The organism is Brucella sp. NBRC 12950 (genome assembly GCF_030268145.1).
GTDB lineage: Bacteria > Pseudomonadota > Alphaproteobacteria > Rhizobiales > Rhizobiaceae > Brucella.
The window spans coordinates 98585-119756 of the sequence record NZ_BSQC01000004.1 but is presented as its reverse complement, the minus strand read 5'-3'; the positions used below and the strand labels follow the sequence as shown (position 1 = coordinate 119756).

Here is a 21172-nt window from a genome sequence, read left to right as displayed (position 1 = left end):
GCCCGAAAACGGGTCCCCCTTTTGGGGTTATGTTTTAATCCACCAAAGCGTCTCAACCGGGAAGCCATAATCGGGCTTTGGCTCCTTGAAACCAAAACGGTCCCAATAGGCCGCCAAGTGATTCGCTACAGTCCAATTTGGAATCCACTCGCGCCGGATACGCAAGTACCGATCTAGCACCCGGATCGTTGCGACTAGTTCGTCGCGCGTGGAAACCTTGCCCACATCCTCGATCAATGCGTCGATAATGGGATCAGACGTGCCCGGAAAGTTATAAGTGCCCGGTGTTTTTGCCGATTCTGATCCGAACATGCTCGCTAGCGAATCCTTGGTTGGCGTCGCGCTGAACTGGATCGCCATGCCGACCATATCGAAATCAAAATTCTGCAACCTTGCCTGATACTGGCTGGCATCGACCAATCGTTGGCTCGCATCAATGCCAATTGCCCGCAGCTTCTGTACAAAGGGATTGTAAATGCGTCCAAAGGCATCTGAGTTGCTGAGAATTTCCAGCGAGAATTTCGTCCCGCTCTTGTCATGGAACTGACCGTTCTTGCGTTCAAAACCTGCCTGCTGCATCAGATCAACGGCACGCGAGAAAAGTTTGCGATCTCGTCCGGTGCCGTCGGAAACCGGCATGACCGGAACTTCCGCAAAAATCTCCTGCGGAAGCTTGTCACGGTAGCGTTCAAGGATCTTCAACTCGTCTGATCCCGGCGCTCCCGTCGCCTCAAAATCCGAGCCGTTGAAGCATGATTGCGAGCGCTCATAGGTATTGTAGAACAGGTTTGCGTTGGTCCATTCGAAGTCAAAGCAAAGATTGATGGCTTCACGTATGAGCGGATCGCGGAAACGTTCGCGGCGCTGGTTGAGCGCCCATGCCTGCATCAGTGGACGCTTCTCTCTCGGGAACGTGCGCTTGATCACTTTCTTCTGCTGAACGGCAGGGAAGTCATAGGTCGTCGCCCAGTTCTTTGCGACATTCTCTTCGCGAAAGTCTATGGCACCTTTCTTGAAGGCTTCAAACTCCGGCTGGCGATCCTGATAGAACTCAATCCGAATGCGATCAAAATTGCTGGTGCCGCGCCTTACGGGCAAATCTTTCGCCCAATAATCCTCTACACGCTCATATTCGATTGCCTGCCCAGCAGACACTTTTCCGACCCGGTAAGCGCCAGATCCAAGAACGGCCTCCATGCTGGCCGAATCAAACTCGCGATCCTTGAACCAGTTTGCAGAAAGGATAGGGAGTTCAAGAGAATCAAGAATTGCCTGCGGATTTCGACCTTCTGCAAGGCGCAAACGCACCTGATATGTTCCGACCGCATCCACTTTTTCAATAGCCGCCAGCGATTGTCGAAGGAGGGGATGCCCCTTTTCCTTGATCGTTATATAGCTGAAGACCACGTCTTTTGCTTCAACGGTTGAGCCGTCGTGAAAGCGTGCTTCTTTACGAAGATCAAACAGGAAAGACCGGCGGTCTTCAGACAGAGTTACGCTCTTCGCCAGCAGACCATACATGGAATCAGGTTCATCGAGTGCTGAGGCCATCAGACTGTCGAAAGTGAGTTCCATGCGCGGCGGCGCATCGCCTTTAAACGTCAGAGTGTTGAGCGTGTTGAAGGTCTGTGTGTTCTGGTTCCAGAACCATGTGTTCGGTGCCAGCGTGAATGTTCCGCCCTTTGGCGCATCGGGGTTCACATAGTCGAAATGCGTAAAATCTGCCGGATATTTGAGTTCGCCAAAAGCCGATAATCCATACAACGCTTTTTGGGTTGGCAATTTGGCAAAGGCCATTTCTGGAAGCCAGGCCGCAATAGCGGCACTGCCTGAAAGACCTAGAAAATGGCGACGGTCCATAAGTAGGATGGTCATTTTCGCCGTCCTTATTCAGTGCCAGTCTTGATCTTGGTTTCCTTCGCAGGGTCTATCCACCAGGAAAATGGGTCAATCCCCATATATTCAGGCTGCTCTTCCGGCATACTGAATTTGTTCCAGTAGGCCACGTTGATGTGGTCGGAATACCATTGCGGAATGACGTAATAATTCCACAGCAATGCGCGGTCGAGGGCATGAGATGCCGTAACCAGCTCCTCGCGGTCCTTCGCATAAATGATACGGTCGATCAGTTTGTCGATGGCCGGATTTTTAATGCCCGCATAGTTGCGGCTACCTTTGAAGTCCGCGGCTTTCGAACCCCACATATCGCGCTGCTCGTTGCCTGGCGAGGCGGTCTGTGCGGTGACGGAGGTGATTACGTCGTAATCAAAGTCATTAACGCGGGCTTGATACTGCGCGGTATCGACGATGCGGACCGTCGCGTTAATACCGATCTTGCGCAGGCTTGCTGCAAACGGATTATAGATGCGTTCATCCGTTGGGTCTTTACCCAGAAATTCAATCGTGAACTGATTGCCTTTGGCATCAACAAGCTTGTTGCCCTGCAATTTCCAGCCAGCTTCGCCAAAAAGCTGCAACGCCTTGCGCAGATTATCGCGTGTTGCCTGTGGCGTATCGTAAACCGGAAGCTTGAACTCTTCGGTCAGAGCCTCGGCCGGTAGCGCGTCCTTTACGGTTTCAAGAATTGCCGTTTCTTCCGGCGTTGGCGCTCCGCTCAGCTGCAGTTCGTTGCCAGCAAAATAGCTGTTGATGCGTGTGTACTGATTGAAGAATAGAAGGCGGTTCATCGATTCAAAATCGAAAGCATAGGTCAGTGCTTCACGTACTTTCGGGTCTTTGAACTTATCCTTGCGGGTATTCAGAAAATACCCCTGCATTCGACCGACCGCATTGAATGGGAATGATTTTTTTACAACATCGCCGCGTTGCACCGCTGGGAAATTATACTGCTCGGCCCAACGCTGCGCGCGATTCTCATTGCGGTAATCGTACTGACCGCCCTTCTTGAAGGCTTCCCATGTCGCATCTTCGTTGAAGTAATATTCGTAGCGCACTTCATCGAAATTGTTGCGTCCGACATTTACAGGCAAGTCTTTGCCCCAATAATCGGCTACACGTTCCCATATGATGGAGCGACCGGGCACAACACTCTTGATCTTGTAAGCAGCGGAACCGAGCGGAATTTCCAATGTGGGGCGGCTGATATCGCGCTGCTTGCCCTGCGCATTTTTACCTTCCCACCAATGCTTTGGCAGAATGGCAAGCTGACCAACAATCTGTGGCAACTCGCGATTGCCGGTCTGCGAGAAGGTGAATTTCACCTCATGGTCGCCGGTCTTCTCGGCTTTTTCCACATCGCTATAATATTTGTTGTAAAGCGGCGACTGCTTCTTGAGGATATCGAAAGACCAGATAACGTCATCGACAGTGATCGGTTTGCCATCATGCCATTTGGCGTTGGGATTGAGTTTGAACTTCACCCAGGAAAAATCATCGGGATACTGCAAAGCCTCCGCAATCAGCGGATACTGTGTCGATCCCTGATCCAGCGAGTCCGTCATCAGTGTATCGTAAAGCATTCCGCCGCCAAAATCGGCGAGTCCTGCTGCGGGCACGCCCTGAACCACAAACGGATTGAGGCTATCAAATGTGCCGACTGCCACTTGATTGAGTGAGCCGCCTTTCGGCGCATCAGGGTTCACATAGTCGTAGTGTTTGAAGTCTGCCTGATATTTGGGCTCGCCGATAAGGCTGGAAGCATATCTCCATTGAGGCTCGGCATCCGTGGCATGACCAAACGATACCGTGCTCGCCAGCATGGCTACTGCGAACGCTCCCGCCCAAAAACCTCTCATCCAGCATCTCCGTTTCTGCTTCGGATATTTTGGGAGCGATTTTTATGGGTTTTTGCGGAGGAAGAAAGGCACAAGTTGAAAAAACATGCAGGCAATAAAAAAGCCGGGTCGAAACCCGGCTTTTTCTCGATATTTCAATCAGCTTAGTTCGCTGGCGCTGGCTGTGCCGGCGCAGGTGCTTCACCGCCGCCCGCTGGAGCCTGTTCTGCAGGCTTTTCAGCTTCACCTGCAGGCGCCGCACCTTCAGGTTTTGCTTCGCCACCTTCCGCAGGGGCTGCATCGGCTGTCGGAAGCGGAGCAGGATTGTCGGAAAGCGTGCGCAGATAAGCAATCAGATCGGCGCGCTCATTGTCCTTCTTATCGCCAGCAAAGCCCATGGCTGTGCCCTTGATGAAGCCCTTTGGCGAGGTGAGGAATTTGTTGAGATGTTCGTAATCCCACTTGTTGCCAGCAGCACCAAATTCTTTCATCGCAGCCGAATAGCCGAAACCTTCAACAGAGGCAGCTGGACGGTCCAGCACATCCCAAAGATGTGGTCCAACCTTATTGGCGCCACCCTTTTCACCGGTATGACATGCCGCGCAACGCTTGAAGACGGTTTCGCCGCGTGCAGGATCAGCGGATTGCAGCAAAGTTGCAATCGACACTTCTTCCTTGGCAGGTGCAGCTTCACCACCAGTCGAAGCTTCTGCCGCTTCGATTATGAAACCTGGCTTTTCAGGTGCGGGTGCATGAAACAGCGTATCGGACAGAATGCCCGTTGTCATGACAACGAAAACCGTTGCCAGAAAAGCCATGATAAACTTATTAGTCCGGGTTGAATTCATCGCCGGTCAGCGCTCCCTCTACTCAACGCCTCCAAAGCCGGCATGCAGAACCTGTGTAAAAGGCTAGCAAGTCTCTCCCCGGCATTGGGCGGAAACTAGGTCTTTTACAGGGGGGGTGCAACACCTATAAGGGGTGCTACCCCCGTGACTTTTTGACACTTTTGCTGCATTTGCTATGCAGATAAAGGTCGCCAGGAAGCAACATCAGACCTTTTAAGGCCACATTAAACACCAAGAGGCGATCATGCTTCAGACTTTGAAAACACTGACACTCATTCCGGCGCGAATGGCCTCCACACGCCTGCCAAACAAGCCTCTCGCCGACATTTGCGGCAAGCCGATGATCGTGCATGTGGCCGACCGTGCTGCGGCAGCCAAGCTCGGTCGTACTGTGGTGGCGACTGATAGCGAAGATATTTTTGCAGCAGTTCAGGCACATGGTCATGAGGTCATTATGACGCGCAGCGATCATGAGTCGGGCTCGGACCGCATTTATGAGGCGCTGCAGACAGTCGATCCGAATGGCGAGATGCAGGCGATCGTCAATGTGCAAGGTGATCTGCCGACAATCGACCCTGAAACAATCCGCCGTGCATTATTGCCGCTGGTCGATGGACCTGCGGATATCGCAACGCTTGGCGTCGAGATCACCGTGGATGAAGAAAAGATCAATCCCAATGTAGTCAAGATCGTTGGTTCGCCGATGAATGATGGCGAACGCCTGCGTGCGCTCTATTTCACACGCGCTACTGCCCCTTATGGTGATGGCCCGCTTTATCATCACATCGGTCTTTATGCCTATCGCCGGGCGGCGCTGGAGCGTTTTGTGAAGATCGGGCCTTCGCCGCTCGAAAAGCGCGAAAAACTTGAGCAATTGCGTGCCCTTGAAGACGGCATGCGCATTGAAGCAGAGATTGTCCGTACAGTTCCGCTTGGCGTTGATACGCAGGCTGATCTTGACCGGGCACGGGAAATTATCGCAAAGGGTTTGTGATAAGTAAGTTTCGATTGTTGCGAAACATTTCAGAAAGTACGGATACGATGAAGACCAACCGGATTTCCTTTCAGGGTGAAGCGGGCGCCAATTCCGATACGGCTTGCCGCAACATGTTTCCCGATATGGAGCCTTTGCCGTGCCCGACTTTTGAAGATGCCTTTAATGCGGTCGAAAGCGGTGTTGCGGATCTTGCCATGATCCCGATCGAAAACACGCTCGCAGGCCGCGTTGCCGATATTCACTATCTGCTGCCGCTTGCTGATATGCATATCGTTGGTGAATATTTCCTGCCGATCCACTTCCAGCTTATGGTGCTTCCGGGCGTCAAGCGCGAAGAAATCAAGACTGTTCACAGCCATATTCATGCGCTCGGTCAGTGCCGCAATGTCATTCGTAGCAATGGCTGGAAGCCAGTGATTGCAGGCGATACGGCGGGCGCTGCACGCCTCGTTGCCGACATGAAAGATCGCTCAATGGCGGCGCTTGCGCCAAGCCTTGCGGCTGAACTCTACGGTCTCGATATTCTGGAAGAGAATGTTGAGGATTCGGAAGACAACGTGACCCGCTTCGTCGTTCTGTCCAAGAACAAAAAATGGGAGCCACGTCCAGAAAACGGCGAGCGCATAGTCACAACTTTTGTCTTCCGTGTTCGCAACGTGCCAGCCGCGCTTTATAAGGCGCTCGGTGGCTTTGCTACCAACGGCATCAACATGACCAAGCTGGAAAGCTATCAGATCGGCGGCCGTTTTATCGCGACGCAGTTCTATGCTGATGTCGAAGGTCATCCGGAAGACCAGAACCTTCAGCTCGCATTGGAAGAACTGCGCTTCTTCACCAAGGAAGTGCGCATTCTCGGCGTCTATAAAGGGGCCGATACGCGCGGCACGCAGTTGTTGGCGGCTGAATAGTTAACTACTCGCCCAGGCCTTGATCAGGTGGGTTGCGATGGCACCGGATGCCGGTACACGCAGCCCATTTTCATGTGTACCTGCAAGCATGGCACGCACTTCCACCTTGTCGAACCAGCGACCGTCTTCCAGTTCTGAACGATCAATAGTGAAGTCGTCAGACAGTACTTCGGCATGGCAGCCGATCATCAGTGAATAGGGGAATGGCCATGGCTGGCTCGCATGATAGGCGACGCGGCCGATTTCGAGCCCCATTTCCTCAAAACTCTCACGGCGCACAGCAGCTTCGATTGTCTCGCCATGCTCGATAAAGCCAGCAAGGCAGGAGTAAGACCCTGCGGTAAAATGTGGGCTGCGCGCGAGAATACATTTCTCACCGCGAACGGGCAGCATGATCGCTACGGGATCAGTGCGCGGAAAATGCTCGGCACCGCAATTCGGGCAGACACGTTTGCCACCACCGGCACGCATTTCGCTTTTTGTGCCACAACGCCCGCAAAAACGGTGGTTGCTGTGCCATGCGGTCAGTGCTGCGGCTTGTGCCAAAGCACCGACGATATCTGCAGGTACGAGCCCTTCCATGTAGATGCTGCGATAGTCCTGCGCCCGAAATGGCTCTGCAAGAGCATCCGGATCGAGCGGTGCCATGAGTGCCACAATCGGTGCGCCATCTTGCAATCCAAGCAGTACCGGCTCGTTGAGATCAGGCGAAAATGCCTGTGCTTGTTCAAGTGAGAACAGGGCGCGGGGCGCGGTTTCTTGCGTATAATCAAGTAGAAGCTTATTGCCGCCTAAAACCATCACGCGGGTTTCAGGCAACTCCAGCGCTGTAAAAGCGGAATCGTCCTGTCGCTTTTCGGAAAGGCGGTCAATGCGGTTGCCTGCAAAGCCGACAAGACGGCTCGGTTCTGTCTCCGGCAGGTCGTAAAGGCGAAAAGCCATGATGTTCTCGGGAAAATGTTTGGGAGGGAATCAGAGTGCTTCGCGGATTTCTTCAATCAGCTTTTGTGCGTCAGCATCGCTATAGGGTTCGCGGGTGCCGTGCCCCCAGACGGGGCCGGGCCAGCCTGCATCACCTTCATTGCGCGCAATGACATGGATGTGCAGCTGGCGTACGATATTGCCAAGCGCGCCGCTGTTGATCTTCTCGCAATTGGTCAGTTTCTTGACCGCCTGCGCAACAATGCCGGTTTCAAAGGTCAGCATGGTCTGATCAAGCGGCGTCATGTCGTGAATTTCGCTCAATGAGCCACGGCGCGGAACAAGGATAAGCCATGTCCAGCGCTTGTCATTCATGAGCCGCAGCTCGCAAAGGCCGAGCGGGACCACTGAAAAAGTGTCGGCGGAAAGCCGTTTATCGAGTTCAAACTGTTCCATAATAGAATTCTTATCAGTTTTTTCGTCTCTGCGCTTGTTTTTTGCGCCATGCCCTTCTTGCTTTTTGCTTCATAATTGACGATATGCAGCGTGGGAGGTTGGTGGTGGACGAGCCACTCGCCAACCGGGTCAGGTCCGGAAGGAAGCAGCCCCAACGAGCACGGCACGGGTCATCGTGCCAGCCTCCCACCTTTCTTTCATGACGATTATGGCTGTTGATGGTTGATAAGCCAGCGTCGAAGTCACTTTCGTCTGCGGTCCAAACTGTTTAGAGTTTGTTGATCGGAACAAGCGAACAGGGAACGGAAGGGTCGCAATGGACACAAAATCCGAAACTGGCGCTTATCGCGTTCTCGCCCGCAAGTATCGCCCCCAGAATTTCAATGATCTGATCGGCCAGGAGCCGATGGTCCGCACGCTGAAAAACGCGTTCGAGACCGGTCGTATCGCGCAGGCATGGATGCTGACTGGTGTTCGCGGTGTGGGCAAAACCACAACTGCGCGTATTCTGGCGCGCGCGCTTAATTACAAGACCGATTCTATCGATCAGCCGACAATTGATCTCTCCGTAATGGGTGAGCATTGTCAGGCGATCATGGAAGGCCGCCATGTCGATGTCATCGAAATGGATGCGGCTTCGCATACAGGTATCGATGATATTCGCGAAATCATCGAGCAGGTGCGCTATCGCCCTGTTTCGGCGCGCTACAAAGTTTACATCATCGACGAGGTGCACATGCTGTCCAATCAAGCCTTCAATGGCCTGTTGAAGACGCTTGAAGAGCCGCCGCCGCATGTGAAATTTATCTTCGCCACCACCGAAATCCGCAAGGTTCCGATCACAGTTCTGTCGCGCTGTCAGCGTTTTGATCTGCGTCGCATCGAATCGGGTACGTTGGCTGCACATCTGCGCCGGATTGCCGAAGCTGAAGCAATCGAAGTCGATGACACATCGCTTGCGATGATTGCGCGCGCGGGCGAGGGGTCCGCACGCGATTCGCTCTCCATTTTTGATCAGGCCATCGCGCATGGCGCGGGTCATGTTTCGGCGGAAGCCGTGCGTTCAATGCTCGGTCTTGCAGACCGCGCGCGCATTATCGATCTCTTTGAGATGATCATGCGTGGGGACGTTGCTGGTGCTTTGACCGAATTTCGTGCGCAATATGATGTCGGAGCCGACCCATCGGTCGTGCTTACTGATTTGGCCGATTTCAATCATCTGGTGACACGTCTACGGTTTACGCCGGATGTGGCGGAAGATGTATCGCTCTCGGAAGATGAGCGCGTTCGCGGTCGCGATTTTTCGCAGAAGCTTTCGGTGCGCGTGCTGTCTCGGACATGGCAAATGCTGCTTAAGGGCATTGCAGAAGTGGATACGGCAACGCGGCCTGTGCAGGCCGCAGAAATGCTGCTGATCCGTCTGGCCCATGCCGCTGATCTGCCAACGCTTGATGAAGCACTGCGTGGACTTGAAAATGGCTCTGTTTCGGCTCCGCGTCCGCAATCTCCAAGCGGCGCAAGGCCAAATGGCGGTTCGCAGCCAGAAGCGCGCGGCAGTGTTGATGCGGTTTCCGCCTCAACCATGATGCCTGCATCGGGTGGTCCTGCAACAGCCATGCGTCTGGTGGAAACACAGCCGCAGCCGGTTCAACCGCCCGCACCACAGCAGTTTGTCGATAGCACACCACAGCCTTCGGTTCAGATCAACAGCCTCAATGATATCGTTGCGCTGGCTGATAAGTTTCGCGACATGCAGTTCAAGATTCTGGTCAAGAACTGCGTGCGCCTGTCCTCCATCGCTGCCGGAAGGCTTGAGATTGGTCTGACCGACGATGCACCGAAATCGCTGCCGAGCGATATTTCGCAGCGCCTGCACAACTGGACCGGCATTCGCTGGGTCGTGACAGTTGCGCGTGACGTTTCTGGGCAAACTGTTGCAGAAGCTGAAACCGAGCGTCGCGATAACCTCGTGACCGATGCGCGCGCTGATCCCGATGTTGCTGCAATTCTTGCAGCTTTTCCGGGCGCAAAGATAACAGATGTCCGCATTGCCGTTGCAGAACAGGGCGATGATGACGATATAGACCTTGATACTGTCGAAGACGTGCCCGGCGCGCCTTCTGACGATGATTGAATTTTAGAGCGCATCCCGAAAAGTGCGAAGCGGTTTTCGGAGTAAGATGCGCGTTCAAAAAATGATGGAGTGAACCCATGCGTGACATGATGGGCATGATGAAACAGGCAAAGGAACTGCAGGCCAAGATGAAGGCCATGCAGGACGAGATTGCCAATCTTGAAGCAACCGCTTCTTCGGGTGGCGGTTTGGTTACTGTCACGCTTTCGGGCAAGGGCACCTTGTCGGCTCTGCGCATAGATCCTTCACTTGCCAAGGAAGACGAGGTCGAAATCCTCGAAGATCTGATCATCGCAGCTCATAATGATGCCAAGGCGAAGCTCGAAGCTGAAATGGCTGAAAAGACCCAGTCGCTCACCGCCGGTCTGCCAATTCCTCCGGGCTTCAAGCTGCCGTTTTAAGACTATTCGGGGAGCTAACCAGCTCCCCTTTTTACCTCTTTATGACTCCCCAACCACCTAAAGCAGCATGTCAAAACGTATCGCCGGTCCCGAAATTGAACGTCTGATCCAGCTTCTGGCTCGTGTGCCGGGATTGGGGCCGCGTTCTGCGCGTCGTGCGGCGTTGCACTTGATCAAGAAAAAAGAGGCGCTTCTGGTGCCGCTTGGCGGTGCCATGCAAGAGGCTGCTGAAAAAGTGCGCATCTGCTCATGTTGCGGCAATGTCGATACTTCTGACCCCTGCACCATTTGCACTGATGCTCGTCGTGATCCTACGACGTTGATCGTCGTGGAAGATGTGTCCGACCTCTGGGCGCTTGAACGCGCGGGCACCATGAATGTGCGCTATCATGTGCTGGGCGGTCGCCTGTCGCCTCTGGATGGCATTGGCCCGGATGATCTCAACATCAAAGGGCTGGTCGAGCGCGTTGCAACGGGCGACATCAAGGAAGTGATTCTCGCGGTGAATGCGACAGTCGAAGGCCAGACGACAGCGCATTACATTACCGATCAGCTGACAAATTTTGAAGTCCGTGTAACACGGCTTGCGCATGGCGTTCCTGTTGGCGGTGAGCTTGATTATCTCGATGAAGGAACGCTTGCGGCTGCATTGCGAGCGCGAACGACGCTTTAAGTTTCAATTATTCTGTTTTGGGAGACGTGTATGAAGGCTGCATTCTGGAAACGAGGCCTGACCACGGCTCTTTGTGTGGCTGCGTCCCTATCTGTAGCGCCTTCTTTTGCAGCCCCCTCCAAAGCGCAGATTGAGAGCCAGTATCGCAACTGGATTGAAAAAGACCTCTGGCCCGAAGCAAAGGCGGCTGGTGTTTCACGCCCTGTTTTTGAGCAGGCTTTTGCAGGTGTTACGATCAACTGGAAACTGCCTGATCTTGTCATTCCGGGCGAAAAACCAACAGCACCCAAAGAGCAGAAACAGGCGGAGTTCGGCGCGCCGGGCAAATACTTCAATGCCAAAACGATTGGTTCTGTCACAAGCGGCGGCAAAGCGCGGCTTGGTCAGAATGCAAGCCTGCTCAAAAGCATCGAGCAGCAATATGGCGTGCCGGGCCGCATCCTTGTGGCCATCTGGGGTCGCGAATCGGGCTTTGGCACGGTCAAAATTCCGTACAATGCCTTTGAAGTACTGGGCACCAAGGCCTTCATGGCAACGCGCAAGGAAATGTTCCGCAAAGAGCTGATTGCAGCACTCCAGATCACCTCACGCGGCTACATCTCCAATGGTTCGATGAAAAGCTCGTGGGCGGGTGCGCTGGGTCAGCCGCAATTCATGCCGACATCCTATCTCAAACATGCCGTTGATTTTGATGGTGACGGCAAGCGAGACATCTGGAATTCGGTGCCCGATACGCTCGGCTCCATCGCCAATTATCTAAAAATCCATGGCTGGCAGGCGGGGCGCGACTGGGGCTATGAAGTCAATGTGCCTCAGAATATTTCCTGTTCTCTGGAAGGGCCAGACCAGGGCAAGACATTTGCCGAATGGGCAAAGCTCGGTATCGCCCGCACCAATGGCAAGGCGTTTCCGGCCAATGAAATGCGCGGTGAGGGTTTTCTGCTCATGCCCGCTGGTCGTTATGGACCGGCCTTTATCGTGACGCCGAATTTCTACGTCATTAAAGATTACAATATGAGCGATCTCTATGCGCTCTTCATCGGCCATGTTGGCGACCGTATTGCCTATGGTGCGGGTGATTTCCAGACGCAATGGGGCAATGTCGGCACCATGTATCGCTCCGACATTCTTGCGATGCAGAAGCGTATGCAGGCGCAGGGTTACGATGTTGGTAAGGCCGATGGTCTGCCGGGCTTCAAAACCCGTCGCTCGATTGGTCTTTGGCAGTCAAAGAATGGGCTGGCACCAACCTGTTTTACCCAGCCCGAACTGGTTAAATCCATCCGCTAAGGTGGATTGCCGGGAGCGAAAACTCCCGGCATCAATATTTTAAGCGGCCTTTGTCAGCATACCGTGCGGGTCGAGTACGAATTTCTTCGCCACGCCATGATCGAAGCTTTCGTAGCCTTGCGGCGCTTCTTCCAATGAAATCACCTGCGCATTGACGATATCGGCAATGTTTAGACGGCCATGCAGAATAGCCTGCATGAGTTGGCGGTTATATTTAACCACCGGCGTCTGACCGGTATGGAAAGATTGTGCCTTTGCCCAGCCGAGGCCAAAGCGCAGTGACAGGCTTCCCTGCTTGGCAGCACTGTCGACAGCGCCCGGATCTTCGGTCACGTAAAGACCAGGAATGCCAATAGAGCCTGCCGGGCGGGTGATTTCCATCATCTGGTTGAGAACGATGGCCGGTTGTTCGCCACCGCTATGGCCGCGGGCCTCAAAGCCAACCGCGTCAATGGCGCTGTCCACTTCGTTGCTGCCGGTGACTTCGGCAATCATATCGCCAAGGCGATCACTCGCTGAAAGGTCAATCGGCTCAAAGCCGACCTTGCGGGCATGTTCCAAGCGCTCTTTGTTGAAGTCGCCAACCATGACGACCGCAGCGCCAAGGATACGGGCAGAGGCGGCCGCAGCAAGTCCAACAGGACCAGCACCAGCCACATAGACAATGGAGCCCACGCGGACACCCGCCTTAACCGCGCCATGGAAACCGGTGGGCAGAATATCGGACAGCATGGTCAGATCGCGAATTTTCTCAATGGCCTGTTCGCGGTCTGGGAATTTCAGCAGATTGAAGTCGGCATAAGGCACCATGACATAGCGTGCCTGCCCGCCGATCCAGCCGCCCATATCGACGTAGCCATAAGCGCCGCCAGCGCGTGATGGATTGACGGTAAGGCAAACGCCGGTGTCCTGCGACTTGCAGCAACGGCAGCGCCCACAGGCGACATTGAACGGCACGGATACGATATCGCCCACTTCGAGCATTTCGACATCGCTGCCTTTTTCAATCACTTCGCCGGTGATCTCATGACCGAGCACAAGGCCGGGCATTGCGGTGGTACGACCACGCACCATGTGCTGGTCGGAGCCGCAAATATTGGTGGTGATCACTTTCAGGATGACGGCATGGTCCAGCTTGCGCCCATCGGGAGCGCTCAACACCGGATCATCAATATCTCGAACTTCGACTTTACCCGGGCGCATATACACAACGCCTCTATTCCTGCTCATGTCTACCTCCTCCAGATCGACGTGCGGATCATTCCCGATCCGCACATAGTGGGCCGGGATGTGCGGGGATATACCCGTGGAAGAAGCGTACAGTGGTTATCGGTCGGGGAGTTGTTCTGTGCGCGACATGTCCGGTTCTCTCATCAGCATGTCAGCGAAAGATTTAAGCGCCTTTGTCTGATAGCGGTCATTATGCGACAGCATCAGAAACTGGCGTTGTGGGAGAGTAAAATCGGCCTTGACGAGTGTGCCTGCTGCAAGATGCGGTGCTGCGACGAGTTCCGAAATTGCAGTCACGTAATTGCCTGACAGGACGGCCGAACAGATCGCTTCGTTGGATGGAAGTTCCAGAGCTATTTTGAGGCGTTCAGGATTGTAACCCGCAACCCGCATCGCATCTTCAAACACGCTGCGAGTGCCTGACCCATGTTCACGCAATATCCATTGGCCGCTGAACAACGTATCCCATGTGAGTTTAGCGGCAGTGCGCCATTCATGCGCAGGGCCTGTGACAACGATAAGCTGATCCGTTCCAACCTTGCGCATCGAGAGGGCGGGAGCTTGCACAGCGCCTTCCACGAGACCGATATCCGCCAGTCCTTCTTGCGTGGCCTGCGTGACACTCTCGGTGTTCCCGAGCGTCAGGAGCAAGTCGATCATCGGATGCGTCGCATGAAACCGTGCCAGATAAGGCGGTAGCCAGTAACTTGCGATAGTCTGGCTGGCATGGATTGTAAGAATACCGCGTTTGCCGCCGCCAAGTTCTGAAAGCATACGCTCTGCCGATTGTGCACGGGCCAGCGTCGCGCGCGCTTCATCCAGAAATATGCGGCCATCGCCTGTCAGCTCGATACGACGACCGATGCGGTTGAAAAGCATCGCGCCATAGCGTTCTTCGAGCGTGCGAATGGCCGAACTCACCGCCGATGGCGTGAGATGAAGTGCTTCCGAAGCGCGGGTGAGGTGTTCGCGCTCGGCCACCTCGATGAAAATACGCAGTTGTTCCAGTGTCATAGTTTCAATCGTTCGATTTTATCGAATGAATTGTGCCATATTATGCGATGGAATGAACAGAAGAATTAGCGCATCTCATTGGAAAATATTTCTCAAGATTTGAATGCTGATTCCGATGACCACCGCAACTGCCACAAAATTTCAGAACATTCTCCCGGGGCTTGCACTTAGCCTTGCTGTTTCGGCTGTGGCGATCGGGCTTGAAAAGATTGAGGAGCATTATACCGGTAAAGCTTGGCTGGAAGCGCTGGTGCTGGCAATTCTGATTGGCACCGCCGTCCGGACCATTTTCCGCCCCGGTAAGCAATTTTCCAAAGGCATTAGCTTTTCCGCGAAACTTCTGCTGGAGATAGCGGTCGTGCTGCTTGGCGCTTCGATCAGTGCCAGTGCCGTCATTGACGCTGGTCCCGGCCTTATATTTGGCATTGCCTGTGTTGTGGTGATGGCCATTACATTCAGCTACGGGATTGGACGATTACTGAAGCTGCCGCATCGCATGGCTGTTCTGGTTGCTTGTGGCAATTCCATCTGCGGTAACTCGGCGATAGCGGCAACGGCTCCCGTCATTGGTGCAGACAGTGAAGATGTTGCAGCTTCCATCGCATTCACGGCCATTCTGGGTGTCGTCGTTGTGTTGCTCCTGCCGCTGCTGGTGCCGTTGCTGGGATTGTCTTTCACGCAATATGGCGTTCTGGCTGGGCTGACGGTCTATGCCGTGCCGCAGGTTCTGGCTGCTACCGCTCCAATCGCCACAATCAGCGTCCAGCTTGGCACATTGGTCAAGCTCGTCCGCGTGCTGATGCTCGGCCCTGTCATTCTGGCGCTTTCCGTGCTGGCTGGCAACAAGGACGCGGAAGTAAAACCCGGCTTCCTGCAATTAGTGCCGTGGTTCATCATCGGCTTTCTGGTGATGATGGCACTGCGTTCGCTGCACCTGATCCCCGAAGCCATTCTTCCCGGCATTCAGTTTGCGTCCACCGCACTGACGATCATTTCCATGGCAGCACTTGGTCTGGGCGTCGATGTGCGCTCTGTGGCTTCCGCTGGCGGGCGGGTGACACTGACAGCTATTCTGTCGCTGCTGGCGCTTGGCGCTATCAGTCTGGGCTTGATCCATATGCTGAACATTGTCTGACGCCTATTGTCGGACTTCACCAGAATAGATTTGCGATTGTCCGGGCTGCGGAAAAATGCTGCGATAAGTCATAGCTGATCAACGACTTGCGAGATTAGAAATGGCAGTATTACCGCTTACCAAAATCCCAGACCCGCTTTTGCTCGCGGTCTCTCTGCCTGTCGAAACCATCGACGACGATATTCGCGTTTTTGCGCATGATATGCTTGATACGATGTATAAGTCGGGTGGTGTCGGCATTGCCGCAGTTCAGGTGGGAAAGCTCCTGCGTATCACGGCCATTGACGTGAATTACCGGGATGGCGAACGCAAGCCGCTGATTGCGATCAATCCAGAGATCGTTGCTTCCTCCGAGGAACAAAGCAGCTACGATGAAGGTTGCCTTTCGGTCGGGCCTTATCGGAGTTCTATATCACGTCCAGCGCGTATTACTGTCAGCTATACCGATCTTGAGGGTGAGAAACACCAGATCGAAGCTGATGGTATTCTGGCAACATGTTTTCAGCACGAAATCGACCATATGGACGGTGTGTTGTTTTTCGATCATCTGACCAAAGAGCAGCGACAGGAAATTCTGGATCAGGTGGCTGCGGAACAAACGTCTGTAGCCTGATGTCTATGGAAAATGCAGATCGGCGCATTTCCAATGCTTGTCCGCGATCAGGATAAAGAAAAAGCCCGCCATTTGGCGGGCTTTCTCATGTTCAGTCGAAGGGACGGAAAACTTAGTTGTTTTCCGACTTCTTCATTGCTGCAGCAAGAATATCGCCGAGCGAAGCGCCTGAGTCGGACGAACCGTACTGAGCAACTGCTTCTTTTTCTTCAGCGATTTCGAGCGCCTTGATCGAGACCTGCAGCTTGCGGGTCTTCTTGTCGAAAGCGATGACGCGAGCGTCAACCTTCTGACCAACCGTGAAGCGTTCTGGGCGCTGTTCGTCACGATCACGCGACAGATCCGAGCGCTTGATGAAGCTTTCGAGGTCGTGATCGACCAGGCGAACTTCAAGACCGCCATCGGTAACAGCGGTTACTTCACAGGTTACAACGGCGTTCTTGCGCAGATCACCCGAAGCTGCTGCTTCACCGACCTTGTCGCCGGAAAGCTGCTTGATGCCGAGCGAGATGCGTTCTTTCTCAACGTCAACGTCGAGAACGACAGCCTTAACGACTTCACCCTTGTTGTACTCTTCGATGACCTGTTCGCCTGGACGGTTCCAGTCGAGGTCGGAGAGGTGAACCATGCCGTCGACGTCGCCGTCGAGACCAATGAACAGGCCGAATTCGGTCTTGTTCTTAACTTCACCTTCAACGATCGTGCCCTGAGGGTACTTCTGAGCGAAGGTCGTCCATGGGTTGTCGAGTGTCTGCTTGAGACCGAGGGAGATACGGCGCTTGACCGGATCAACTTCGAGCACAACAACTTCGACTTCCTGAGTGGTCGACAGGATCTTGCCTGGATGCACGTTCTTCTTGGTCCACGACATTTCCGAAACGTGGATCAGACCTTCGATGCCTGGCTCGATTTCGACGAATGCACCGTAGTCGGTGATGTTCGTGACAGTACCGGTGATCTTTTTGCCGATCGGGTACTTCGCGCCGATGCCATCCCAAGGATCGTTCTCGAGCTGCTTCATGCCGAGCGAGATACGATGGGTATCCTGGTTGATACGGATGATCTGCACCTTAACGGTCTGGCCGATGGTGAGGATTTCCGATGGATGGTTGACGCGGCGCCATGCCATGTCGGTAACGTGCAGGAGGCCGTCGATGCCGCCGAGGTCAACGAACGCACCGTAATCGGTGATGTTCTTGACAACGCCTTCAACAACCTGACCTTCTTCAAGGTTCTGAACGATTTCCGAACGCTGTTCCGCACGGCTTTCTTCAAGAACGGTACGACGCGAGACAACGATGTTGCCGCGACGCTTGTCCATCTTGAGGATTTCGAAAGGCTGTGGGACGTGCATAAGCGGGGTAACGTCGCGGATCGGACGAATGTCGACCTGCGAACGTGGAAGGAATGCAACTGCACCGTCCAGATCGACGGTGAAGCCACCCTTGACCTGGTTGAAGATGACGCCGTCGACGCGCTCGCCATTGGCGAACTTCTGCTCGAGCTTGCCCCAGCTTTCTTCACGACGTGCTTTTTCGCGCGACAGAACAGCTTCGCCGAGTGCGTTTTCGATGCGCTCAACGTAAACTTCAACTTCGTCGCCCGGCTTCATCGAGCCGTCTTTGCCCTTCGCGCCGAATTCCTTCAGCGGTACGCGACCTTCGACCTTGAGGCCAGCATCGATGATTGCCATGTCTTTTTCGATGGCAACGATGCGACCCTTTACAACATAACCTTCTGCAAGGTCATTGTTGGCAAAGGATTCGGCCAGCAGCGACTCGAAGTCTGCGAGGGAGGGATTGAATTCAGACATAAATACTCCTGATGCATCCGGTATGAAACAACATCGGATGCGGCGCCGGGGGTTAGAGTTGCGTTAGGCCTGTCCTTCAGCTCCGTCTCTTTGAGACAACCGGCGCATGGAACGCGAAGTCAGGTTATAAATATGGGTGAGACCTATATAGGAACAAACCCGGAATTATCCAGCATTTCCAAGGCCTATCTTATCAGAAAGTCGTTAAACTGTCCCGATATTATGCCTTGTGCTGCGCGAAAGCGTGATCAATCAGCTTTTTTGCTGCAAGAAATGCCGCTTCTATACTCATTTCACTCGTATCTAGCAAGTGCGCGTCTTCAGCGGGCCTAAGCGGAGAATCGGTGCGGTTCATGTCACGCTCATCGCGCTTCCTGAGATCGGCCAGAATTTCATCGAGATCAGCCGTCCCGCCTTTGGCAACGATTTCCTCAAAGCGGCGTTGTGCGCGCACTTCAGGCGATGCCGTCACAAAAAGCTTTATATCAGCCTCCGGGCAGACCACAGTTCCAATATCGCGGCCATCAAGTACGCTTGACGGCAATGCATTGGCGAAACCGCGCTGGGCTTCAACAAGAGCGCGCCGCACGGCAGGCATCACTGCTACTTTCGACGCCGCCTCGCCAATAGCATGGGCTGAAAGAACGGCCTTGTCCATCTGATGAAGGTCAAGATTAAGCGCCACATCAGCTGCAATTGCTTCATCATCAAGCGGCAGTCCCTGATCGAGCAGAGCTTTCGCCACTGCACGATAGGTGAGGCCGGTATCGAGATGCGGCATGCCGTAATGAATGGCAATGCGCCGGGCAAGGGTTCCCTTGCCCGAAGCTGCTGGTCCGTCGATGGCTACGACGAAACTTGTCATTGCTGCTCGCTGACTTCGATTTTTGCACCAAGGCCGGGCATCATGGTCATGAATTCGGGGAACGAGGTTGCAATCATCGTGCTGTCATCGACCGTGACTGGCTTTTCAGCGGCCAGCCCCATGACGAGGAAGCTCATGGCAATGCGGTGATCGAGATGCGTTGCAACGGTGCCGCCTCCAAGGCCTTTGCCGTCTGGACGACCACGAACCGTCAGCGACATCTCGCCTTCGGTGCAATCGACACCATTGGCTTCAAGGCCGCGCGCAACAGCTGCCAGACGGTCTGATTCCTTCACACGCAGCTCGTCGAGGCCGTCCATGACGGTTTCGCCTTCGGCAAAAGAAGCCGCAATCGCCAGAACCGGATATTCATCGATCATCGATGGTGCGCGTTCCGGAGGAACCGTGACACCCTTGAGCTTCGATGACTTAACGCGCAGATCGGCAACATCTTCACCGCCAGCAAGGCGTGGATCGATGATTTCGATGTCTGCGCCCATTTCCTGCAATGTCAGGATAAGGCCGGTGCGGGTCGGGTTCATCAGCACGTTACGGATGGTGACATCCGAACCTTCGACCAGCAGAGCCGCAACCAGCGGGAAGGCGGTCGAGGATGGATCACCCGGTACGTCAATGGTTTGGCCCGTAAGCTTGCCCTGCCCGACGATGCGAATGTGACGCACGCCATCCTTGTCGGTTTCGACGGTGAGATCGGCACCGAAGCCCTGCAGCATCTTTTCGGTGTGATCGCGCGTCATGACAGGTTCAATGACGGTTGTGACACCTGGCGTATTGAGACCGGCGAGCAGAACTGCCGACTTCACCTGAGCAGATGCCATAGGCACGCGATAGCTGATCGGGTTTGCAGTCTTTGGGCCGGTCAATGTCAGCGGCAGACGGTCGCCTTCTGCGGCTTTCACCTGTACGCCCATTTCACGCAGCGGATTGAGCACACGGCCCATCGGACGCGATGTCAGTGATGCATCACCGATAAAGGTTGTCGTCATGTCGTAAGTGCCGACAAGGCCCATGGTCAGGCGGGCGCCGGTTCCGGCATTGCCGAAATCGAGCGGTGCTTCAGGTTGCAACAGGCAGCCATTGCCAACACCGTTGATGACCCAGATATCGCCGTCTTTGCGAATCTTGGCGCCCATCGCCTGCATGGCGCGGCCGGTATTGATGACATCTTCGCCTTCGAGCAGGCCGGTGATGCGGGTTTCACCCGAAGCAAGGCCGCCGAACATGAAGGAACGATGCGAGATGGATTTGTCACCCGGAATGCGGATTTCGCCCGTTAAAGCCTCCGAGCGGCGGGCGGTTGCAGGTTTCGGGGTAGCGGAATGGGACATGGATTCTTCACTGTCTCATTTTGGCGTTATTCACGCTGGATTAATCAAAGCGGCAGCTTCCTAGCACATGAACGGGGCGGGGTCATCCGCGAATACGTCTTTAAAGAGAGCTCTCTTTAAGACTATCGGGGCTGCAACGAGTCTTTAGCTTTGACAAAAGCTGCAAATTGCGTTTATGCACCGAACAACACCGTAAGGCGCGCCTTACGCCTTCTCTCGACCGTTTACGGTTATTGAGTATGATGGCGAGCAACATGTATGTAGTCATGGCAGGCGCGGTTGAATGAATTTGTGTCCCCGGGTGAACAAGTGGCGGAAATGCTGCAAGTGCTACGGGGGAAACATCAGGCGTGGAGTGCCACAGGCACGACAGGGATAAAAACTCACGAGGCTAAACGTGGCAAAAACTGAACTTGGTACCAAGCGCATTGACCCGGAAACGGGCAAGAAGTTTTACGACCTCAATCGTGATCCGATTGTTTCGCCTTACACCGGCATTTCCTACCCGCGTTCGTATTTCGAAGCGACCGTAGCAGAAAGCCGTGCGGTCGAAGAGGAAACCGAAGAGGAAGAACTGGATACGGCACTCGAAAAGCCGGAATTCGTTTCCCTTGAGGACGCGGACGACGAATCGAAGGGTGGCGAAGATCTTCCGGATATCGACGACGATGTCGATCTGGGCGACGACGATGAAGACACCTTCCTTGAAGAAGAGGAAGATGAAGACGACGACATGTCGGGCATTCTCGGCGGCGGCGTCGGTGGTGAAGACGAAGAAGGCTGATCGTCTT

General features: G+C 54.3%; 19 protein-coding genes and 1 other RNA gene. 10 read left to right on the top strand and 10 right to left on the bottom strand.

Going from position 1 to position 21172, the window contains the following annotated elements; genetic code table 11:
* Positions 1-27: 27 nt before the first annotated feature.
* The 3 genes from QSJ70_RS07935 to QSJ70_RS07925 all read right to left on the bottom strand — a co-directional run bounded on the left by QSJ70_RS07935 (position 28) and on the right by QSJ70_RS07925 (position 4582).
* Positions 28-1875: an extracellular solute-binding protein gene (locus QSJ70_RS07935; RefSeq protein ID WP_215775898.1), complete on the bottom strand. Its 1848-nt coding sequence runs from the start codon at positions 1873-1875 to the stop codon at positions 28-30.
* Positions 1876-1886: 11 nt separating this feature from the next.
* Entirely contained in the window at positions 1887-3755 is a 1869-nt protein-coding gene (locus QSJ70_RS07930) for an extracellular solute-binding protein (protein ID WP_285535652.1), read from the bottom strand.
* A gap of 143 nt (positions 3756-3898) precedes the next feature.
* Positions 3899-4582, bottom strand: coding sequence for a c-type cytochrome (locus tag QSJ70_RS07925; protein ID WP_007872941.1), 684 nt, complete (start codon positions 4580-4582; stop codon positions 3899-3901).
* A gap of 244 nt (positions 4583-4826) precedes the next feature.
* Here QSJ70_RS07925 and QSJ70_RS07920 point away from each other — a divergent pair, with 244 nt between their 5' ends.
* Positions 4827-5576, top strand: coding sequence for a 3-deoxy-manno-octulosonate cytidylyltransferase (locus QSJ70_RS07920; RefSeq protein ID WP_285535650.1), 750 nt, complete (start codon positions 4827-4829; stop codon positions 5574-5576).
* A 47-nt stretch (positions 5577-5623) separates the two neighbouring features.
* The gene (locus tag QSJ70_RS07915) at positions 5624-6487 is read left to right on the top strand and encodes a prephenate dehydratase (protein ID WP_007872946.1); all 864 of its coding nucleotides are present in this window, start codon (positions 5624-5626) and stop codon (positions 6485-6487) included.
* Here QSJ70_RS07915 and nudC read toward each other — a convergent pair whose 3' ends face one another.
* Both nudC and QSJ70_RS07905 read right to left on the bottom strand, forming a co-directional pair.
* Positions 6488-7429 (bottom strand): NAD(+) diphosphatase, encoded by a 942-nt coding sequence (gene nudC / locus QSJ70_RS07910; protein ID WP_285535648.1) that lies wholly within the window; start codon positions 7427-7429, stop codon positions 6488-6490.
* Positions 7430-7459: 30 nt separating this feature from the next.
* On the bottom strand, positions 7460-7864 hold the full coding sequence (locus QSJ70_RS07905; RefSeq protein ID WP_064322327.1) for an HIT domain-containing protein: 405 nt from the start codon (positions 7862-7864) through the stop codon (positions 7460-7462).
* A 93-nt stretch (positions 7865-7957) separates the two neighbouring features.
* Between QSJ70_RS07905 and ffs the strand changes: the two genes are divergently transcribed.
* The 5 genes from ffs (at position 7958) to QSJ70_RS07880 (ending at position 12362) form a co-directional block, all read left to right on the top strand.
* Positions 7958-8054: signal recognition particle sRNA small type (gene ffs / locus QSJ70_RS07900), an RNA gene on the top strand.
* A 126-nt stretch (positions 8055-8180) separates the two neighbouring features.
* Entirely contained in the window at positions 8181-9998 is a 1818-nt protein-coding gene (locus tag QSJ70_RS07895) for a DNA polymerase III subunit gamma/tau (protein ID WP_215775902.1), read from the top strand.
* Positions 9999-10075: 77 nt separating this feature from the next.
* Complete coding sequence (locus QSJ70_RS07890; protein WP_007872953.1) at positions 10076-10399, top strand: YbaB/EbfC family nucleoid-associated protein; 324 nt, start codon at positions 10076-10078, stop codon at positions 10397-10399.
* Between the two features lie 67 nt (positions 10400-10466).
* On the top strand, positions 10467-11072 hold the full coding sequence (gene recR, locus QSJ70_RS07885; protein WP_200635604.1) for a recombination mediator RecR: 606 nt from the start codon (positions 10467-10469) through the stop codon (positions 11070-11072).
* 30 nt (positions 11073-11102) lie between these two features.
* On the top strand, positions 11103-12362 hold the full coding sequence (locus QSJ70_RS07880) for a lytic murein transglycosylase (RefSeq protein ID WP_215775903.1): 1260 nt from the start codon (positions 11103-11105) through the stop codon (positions 12360-12362).
* Positions 12363-12401: 39 nt separating this feature from the next.
* Here the strand turns inward: QSJ70_RS07880 and fdhA are convergent, their stop codons facing one another.
* Positions 12402-13592 carry a formaldehyde dehydrogenase, glutathione-independent gene (gene fdhA, locus QSJ70_RS07875; RefSeq protein ID WP_285535642.1) on the bottom strand — a complete coding sequence of 397 codons (1191 nt, stop codon included), beginning with the start codon at positions 13590-13592 and terminating at the stop codon, positions 12402-12404.
* 96 nt (positions 13593-13688) lie between these two features.
* Entirely contained in the window at positions 13689-14606 is a 918-nt protein-coding gene (locus QSJ70_RS07870) for a LysR family transcriptional regulator (RefSeq protein WP_215775904.1), read from the bottom strand.
* A 115-nt stretch (positions 14607-14721) separates the two neighbouring features.
* Between QSJ70_RS07870 and QSJ70_RS07865 the strand changes: the two genes are divergently transcribed.
* Entirely contained in the window at positions 14722-15741 is a 1020-nt protein-coding gene (locus QSJ70_RS07865; RefSeq protein ID WP_039859461.1) for a YeiH family protein, read from the top strand.
* Between the two features lie 100 nt (positions 15742-15841).
* Complete coding sequence (gene def / locus QSJ70_RS07860) at positions 15842-16354, top strand: peptide deformylase (protein ID WP_064322334.1); 513 nt, start codon at positions 15842-15844, stop codon at positions 16352-16354.
* Between the two features lie 112 nt (positions 16355-16466).
* On the opposite strand, the gene rpsA is transcribed toward def, so the two are convergent.
* The 3 genes from rpsA to aroA form a co-directional block, all read right to left on the bottom strand.
* Entirely contained in the window at positions 16467-18167 is a 1701-nt protein-coding gene (rpsA, locus tag QSJ70_RS07855) for a 30S ribosomal protein S1 (protein WP_007872977.1), read from the bottom strand.
* Between the two features lie 220 nt (positions 18168-18387).
* Entirely contained in the window at positions 18388-19032 is a 645-nt protein-coding gene (cmk, locus tag QSJ70_RS07850) for a (d)CMP kinase (protein WP_215775905.1), read from the bottom strand.
* Positions 19029-20381: a 3-phosphoshikimate 1-carboxyvinyltransferase gene (gene aroA / locus QSJ70_RS07845; protein WP_215775906.1), complete on the bottom strand. Its 1353-nt coding sequence runs from the start codon at positions 20379-20381 to the stop codon at positions 19029-19031. The genes cmk and aroA overlap by 4 nt, the downstream gene beginning before the upstream one ends.
* 397 nt (positions 20382-20778) lie before the next feature.
* Between aroA and QSJ70_RS07840 the strand changes: the two genes are divergently transcribed.
* Positions 20779-21165 carry a TIGR02300 family protein gene (locus tag QSJ70_RS07840; protein WP_007872981.1) on the top strand — a complete coding sequence of 129 codons (387 nt, stop codon included), beginning with the start codon at positions 20779-20781 and terminating at the stop codon, positions 21163-21165.
* Positions 21166-21172: the final 7 nt, after the last annotated feature.